A 6300-nucleotide genomic window follows, 5' to 3' on the forward strand; every position below is an offset into this window, starting at 1 on the left:
GCACTCAGGAATTGCAATCAATCAGGGGACTATCCATGCTTCGTTCGATCCTAACCGCAGGTGCTGGCTTGCTGGCACTAGCCGCTGCGCAACCCGTTTGGGCTGACGATCATGCTGGCGGAGAGACCCCCGCGATCACTGCGCCGGAGATCGAATTCACGCAATGGACTCTCGACAATGGTCTGCGGGTCATTGCGATTCCGGACGACACGACCGGCACTGTTACTACGTCGCTGTGGTATGAGATCGGCTCCAAGCTGGATCCCGAAGGCCGCAGCGGTTTCGCACATTTGTTCGAACATATCCTCAGTCGCAAGACGGAGAATATGCCGTATAATATGATCTACGGTCTGACCGCTGATATTGGCGGCACGCGCAATGCCTCCAACGGCACAGACCGGACCAACTATTTTGAGCAAGTGCCCGCGGCCTATCTTGAGCAGATGCTGTGGACCCACCGTGAGCGGATGGCGTTTCCGGTAGTCGATGACGAAGTGTTTAACCGTGAGCGGGATGTGGTGAAGGAAGAACTGCGCCAGCGTGTGCTGGCGCCGCCCTATGGCCGTTTTCAGCGGTTCGTTATTCCTGAGAACGCCTATGATATATTGCCGCATCGCCGCCCTGGTATTGGTTCGATCGAGGATCTCGATTCGGCTACCCTCGATGATGCGCGCGCATTCTATGAAGCCTATTACGGGCCTGATACCGCCACACTGATTGTCGCGGGCAATTTCCAGATGGATCAGCTGCGCGCTCTGGTAGACCAATATTTCGGCGACATTCCCCGCCGCAAAAATCCTGTCGATGTGACCATTACCGAACGCGAGCCCGAGCGGACCGAGCCGCGCATGGTCAATTCGACTGCGCCGAACGTCCCACTGCCATTGGTCGGTACGATCTGGAAACTGCCCGGTGAAGCGCATCCCGATATAGCAGCTATCGAAGTGATGGACGCGATCATGTCGCGCGGCGACAACAGCCGGATGCACGCCGCGCTGATCCGCACCGGCAAGGCTGTGCAGGCGGTACACTTTGCGCGGACTAGCGAAGAAGCCGGTGTGCTCGCGCAGTTTGCGGTGATCAATCCGACCGCGAATATGGAAGAAGTCGCAGGCATTCTGGTGACCGAGCGCGAAAAGATGCGCACTGAACGCGTGACCGATGCTGAGCTGGCCGAAGCCAAGAACGAAATCGCTGCAAGCGCACTGCGCCGCCGTGAAACCGCGCGTGGGCGCGCGTTTGAACTGGGCGAGTCACTCGTTTCGACCGGCGATCCTTACCATGCCGACAAGCGGCTTGCTGCAATCGCTGCTGTGACTGCAGACGATGTGCAGCGGGTTGCGCAGAAATATTACGATCCGCAAAAGCGGACCGACATTACCTATGTGGAGGGCGAGGATGATCCTTCGACCTATGCCAATCCGGTACCGATGCCAGAATACCGGACACTGCCACCAGCCACCGGGGCAATTCGCAAAGTGAAGCCGGAGGGCGAGCGGATGGCTCCGCCCGAGCCAGGTGTGTCTCCTGAAGTTGTTGCGCCCGAGATTGTCGAGGCGACCCTTGATAACGGCGTCAAGATTGTTGCGGTGCAAACCGGCGAGGTGCCGATTGCGTCAATGAGTGTGATCGTTCCGGGTGGCAGCAAGAGCGATCCACGTGACAAAGCAGGGCTATCGGAAATGGCGGCAGCGCTCGCCGACACCGGTACGGCGGATATGTCCGCGACCGATATCGCCGCGAAGTTTGAAAGCCTTGGTGCATCCTTCGGCGGCGGCGCGGGCAGTGATGGCGCGAGCTTTGGTCTAACCGCACCGGTCGTAAACATGGCGGAAGCAGGCAAAGTGGCGGCGAGCATTATTCGCGGCGCGACATTTCCCGAAGATGAGCTCGTGCGTGAGCGCAAGCGTGCAATCGATGGGCTGCAAGTCTCGCTCAAAGATCCGGGAGCATTGTCGCGCTTTGTAGTGCGCACGGCAATGTATGGTGATGCAGGCTATGGCACGCAGCCGGGCGGTACGACTGACAGCTTGGCTGCGATTACCCGCAATGATCTGGCGCAGCATCGTGCCGAATATTGGCATCCCGAAGCGACACAAATCATCATCAGCGGCGGTATCGCGCCAAATAAGGCTATCGAACTGGCGACTTCTTTATTCGGGGATTGGACCGTCGATACGCCAGCGCCAGCGGCACCCGCTGATCCGGCCGGCGTAGAGCAGCCGGTGCGGACCATCGTGATTGATATGCCCGATGCAGGGCAGGCTTCTGTGATTGCAGCTGTGCGTGCGCCTGAAAGGGCTGGCGCAGATTACTATCCGCTGGTGCTTGCAAACAGCGTTTTGGGCGGCGGCTCCAGCGGGCGCCTGTTCGAGGAGGTGCGGACCAAACGCTCGCTTAGCTACGGTGCCTATAGCGGCTTCGCTTCGCGGGCTGATGACTCGATCCTGACAGCCAGTGCGCAGACCAAGAATGAAAGCGCCGATGAAGTCGCGCAGTTGTTTCTGGACGAGTTCACCCGTCTCGGCAGCGAGCCTTTGAGTGAAGAGCTTCTCGCCAAGCGGCGGCTTTATCTCTCGGGTGGTTATTCACGGTCGCTGGAAACCAGTTCCGGCTTCAACCGGATTGTTGCTGGGTTACTGCAACAGGGTATCGGTCCTGACGAGGCGGCCGACTATGCGTCGCGTCTGGAAGGTGTGACGGCTGCCGAAGCGAACAAGGCCGCCAGCGATTACGTCGATCCGGATAAAGCAACGATTGTGATCGTAGGAGATGCCAAGCAATTCATCGACGAAATCCGCGAAATGCGGCCTGACGTCGAAGTGATCGCAGCTGCGGACATAGACTTATCGAGCGCGGACTTTGGAGTGGAGAGCGGCGAGTAGAATGCGATCCCCGGGGAAGGCTGGGATCTCTTTCGAATTTGCGCGACTTTCCCCAGCTCCCACACCCCGCTGGGACCTGCTCTATTCCTCGCGCTCGCTCTGTTGGCGCGCCCACATTTCGGCGTAGAGACCGTCGTGTTTGAGCAATGCTGCGTGTGTACCGCGTTCGGCCAGCTGCCCTTGATCCAATACGATAATGTCGTCCGCATCGGCGACAGTTGAAAGCCGGTGCGCGATGGATAGGGTCGTGCGGTCGCGGGAGATACGATCCAGCGTTGCGAGAATGTCCTGCTCGGTCCGGCTGTCGAGCGCGCTGGTTGCTTCATCAAGCATCAGGATCGGCGGGTTCTTCACCAGCGTCCGCGCAATAGCGACACGCTGTTTCTCCCCGCCAGATAGTTTCAGGCCGCGCTCGCCGACTTCGGTGTCGAAGCCCTTTGGCAATTGTTCGATAAAGGGCAGGATCGCCGCGTCGCGCGCAGCGGCGAGCATAGTCTGCTCGTCTGTGCCGCCTTTTCCATATGCGATATTATAGCCGATTGTCTCGTTGAACAGCACGCTGTCCTGTGGGACGATGCCAATGGCGGCACGCACGGTATCTTGCTGTACGGCCGCGATATCCTGCCCGTCGATCAGAATACGTCCGGACCAGGGATCGTAGAACCGGAATAGCAGCCGCGCGATGGTGGACTTGCCTGCCCCCGATGGCCCGACAATCGCGATATTGTCACCCGCAGGCACTTCGAAGCTCAGGCCGTGCAAAATGGTCCGGTCGGGTTCGTAACCGAACACAACGTTATCGAATGCGACGGTTGGTTTGCGGATGACCAGAGCGGGTGCGCCCGGAGCATCTTCGACTTCGATTGCCGTGTCCATCAGCCTGAACATCTCTGCCATATCGACCAATCCCTGCCGGATCGTGCGATAGACAAAGCCCAGTAAATCGAGCGGGCGGAACAGCTGCAGCAGGTAAGTGTTCACAAACACCAGATCACCGACAGTCAGTTCGCCTTTGCTCCAGCCCCAGACGGAGAACGCCATTGCGCCTGCCATCAACGCATTGGTGATCAGCGATTGCGTGATGTTGAGAAGGCCAAGCGAGTTATCACTCTTCACCGCCGCATCGGCATAGGCGCGCGCCGCGGCGGCATAGCGCTTTTCCTCGCGTTCTTCCGCGCCGAAATATTTGACGGTTTCGTAGTTCAGGAGCGAGTCCACCGCGCGGTCGAGCGCCCGGCCGTCGAGGTCATTCATCTCTCTGCGCAGTTTGGTCCGCCATTCGGTGATCCACCGCGTGACAGCAATATAGAGCACGACCGTTACCGCGGTTGCCGCGACCAGTTCCCATCCGAAATTGATGTAGAAGATGATACCCACAGCGGTCAGCTCAATCGCGGTGGGGGCAATGTTGAATAACATGAAATAGAGCATCGAATCGATGGTCTTGGTGCCGCGCTCGATTGTCTTTGTAATCTCGCCGGTGCGGCGCGACAGGTGAAAGCGCAGGCTCAGCCGGTGCAGACGGTGGAATACGTCTTCGGCAAATTGCCGCGTCGCGTCCTGCCCGACACGCTCGAAAATAATATTGCGCAGATTGTCGAACATCAGGCTGGTAAAACGTGCCAATACGTAAGCCGCTACGAGTGCCAGTGGGACCATAAAGACATCTTGCGTCCCGTCGGTCATTCCGTCGACTGCGTTGCGATAGGCAAATGGTGCCGACAGAATTGCCGCTTTCGCCATCAGCACCAGAGTCAGCGCGATAACGATCCGCACTTTGAGCGACCGATTATCCTTGGGCCACAGATAGGGAAGAAACCGCTTCAGCGTGCTCCAGCTGTCGTGATCGTCGGGTGTCGGGCTGGCGTGATCGGGCGGCATGACCGCCTATGTGGTGCCCAGAGCCGCTAAGGGCAATGCCCCATCAACACGCAGGCCGAAGCATTGGTTAGTTCAATCGACCGCCCATTGGGCTGGTTCGCATTGGACCATTGCTCCCGCGACCTGCCGGGAGGTCAAACAGCACCCGGCGCGTGGCAAAGTCTATTGCTACGCGATTAAATAGTCGCAAATCGCGCATGCCCAAGATTAGTGCCGGTCGCTTTTCCAAATCAAGCGCTGCGAAAGCAGGACTTTCGGCAAAGGTGATTGGCATATTTTCGAGATGCAACTGCTGTATTTTGAGCCGCTTTGCAAAGTGACGATTGCCCGTAATTTCCTCGCCATTGACGTCCATAGCGCTAACCTCGTCTGGATTGCGTGCGCGAAGGCGGCGTTTCAAACGCATATTGCCAAAGCTGTTTTGTGCTCCTGTATCGATTATCACGGCCGTTTTTACGCCGTCTATATCTGCTTGAGTCATGATGAGCCGCCCCAATTTATGTCGCGCGCGGACAACGATCTCGTACCCTTGGTTGCCGCCCAAAGCATCGGAGTCGTTGACTGTGATCGTCTGATCCCGGAAATCGATCATCACGCGCAGATCTTGGAGGCTATCGAGACCGAGTATGCCATCTGCGCCAATGTGACGGGCTTCGAGCATTGGGGCGGAGATGTTGTTCAATGTACGTTCCGCAAATTCGAGCCCGTCGAGCTCCACGAGCTGGACCGTGCGGCGGCTTCCCATACCAACGACAGTCGCGGATCCAGCTGGAGTGAGATTGAGCTTCTCGGTCAATCCGCGCGTGACGACAGTGGCTTGCGCGCCCGTATCGATCATAAAGCGGAATGGACCCTCACCATCGATCGTTACCGGCACAGTCATACGCTGATAATAATCCTTTTCACCCGCAACGATAGCGTCTGGTGTTTCGCTGCCGGGCAGGGGATTGGGTGGGGGCGCTTCTGCAGGTGCGATATCGGGAGCAGGCTGCGTCGCTGGCGGCACAATAGCGCTCGAAGTCAGTATTGCTGCAAGAAAAGCCGAAAAAGCCATCACATATCTCCAATCCTGTTAGAGACAGATAGCACGAAGCCGGTAACTCGCCAAATCGGTCGGGCTGCCGTGATCGCCAAAATCAGGCGCTCACGGGTATATCGTTGGCGTCGCTACTTCGGTTGCGCAGCATCGACCATGTTTCACGCATGACCGATGGCCAGAATACCCACAGACTTGCGCCGTAAGCGAACCCGCCAATCGGCACCAGGATCAGAAGCTGTAGAGGCGCAGCGAGGCCGGCGACCAGCGGTTTAAGCAGCAGAACAGATCCGGCCATAATCGCGCAGCCGACCAGCGCGGGCAGCAGCTCTTTGAGTAAGTCGCCAATGCGTATTTGAATTGCCGGGAGCGTCAGAGCCAGCGTGACCGCGAGCAGCAGCGGCGAGGCGATCCACCACGCATGAACCAGCCCCATCGGGCCGCCCGAAATCCCGAACAGGAACACCGTCGGAAAGATGATCGCGCCAGCCGCACTGG

4 protein-coding genes (1 of these 4 running past the window's edge) are annotated in these 6300 nt (G+C 58.2%); 1 reads left to right on the top strand and 3 read right to left on the bottom strand.

Annotated elements, in window-relative coordinates; genetic code table 11:
• Positions 1-35: 35 nt before the first annotated feature.
• Positions 36-2885, top strand: a complete 2850-nt coding sequence (locus GRI35_RS05275) for a M16 family metallopeptidase (protein ID WP_160613196.1) — start codon at positions 36-38, stop codon at positions 2883-2885.
• 81 nt (positions 2886-2966) lie between these two features.
• Here GRI35_RS05275 and GRI35_RS05280 read toward each other — a convergent pair whose 3' ends face one another.
• The 3 genes from GRI35_RS05280 to GRI35_RS05290 form a co-directional block, all read right to left on the bottom strand.
• Positions 2967-4766, bottom strand: a complete 1800-nt coding sequence (locus GRI35_RS05280; protein ID WP_160613197.1) for an ABCB family ABC transporter ATP-binding protein/permease — start codon at positions 4764-4766, stop codon at positions 2967-2969.
• A gap of 67 nt (positions 4767-4833) precedes the next feature.
• Positions 4834-5820, bottom strand: coding sequence for a retroviral-like aspartic protease family protein (locus GRI35_RS05285; protein ID WP_160613198.1), 987 nt, complete (start codon positions 5818-5820; stop codon positions 4834-4836).
• A gap of 82 nt (positions 5821-5902) precedes the next feature.
• On the bottom strand, positions 5903-6300 hold the 3' portion of the coding sequence (locus GRI35_RS05290; RefSeq protein ID WP_160613199.1) for a lipopolysaccharide biosynthesis protein. It continues 1123 nt past the right edge of the window; only the last 398 of its 1521 coding nucleotides appear in the window; its start codon lies off the right edge, out of view; its stop codon occupies positions 5903-5905.

This window comes from Pontixanthobacter aestiaquae (assembly GCF_009827455.1).
Lineage (GTDB): Bacteria > Pseudomonadota > Alphaproteobacteria > Sphingomonadales > Sphingomonadaceae > Pontixanthobacter > Pontixanthobacter aestiaquae.

Coding starts and splice junctions, on each gene's coding strand:
- GRI35_RS05275 (WP_160613196.1), top strand. CDS start 36: ATGCTTCGTTCGATCCTAACCGCAGGTGCTGGCTTGCTGGCACTAGCC.
- GRI35_RS05280 (WP_160613197.1), bottom strand. CDS start 4,766: ATGCCGCCCGATCACGCCAGCCCGACACCCGACGATCACGACAGCTGG.
- GRI35_RS05285 (WP_160613198.1), bottom strand. CDS start 5,820: ATGGCTTTTTCGGCTTTTCTTGCAGCAATACTGACTTCGAGCGCTATT.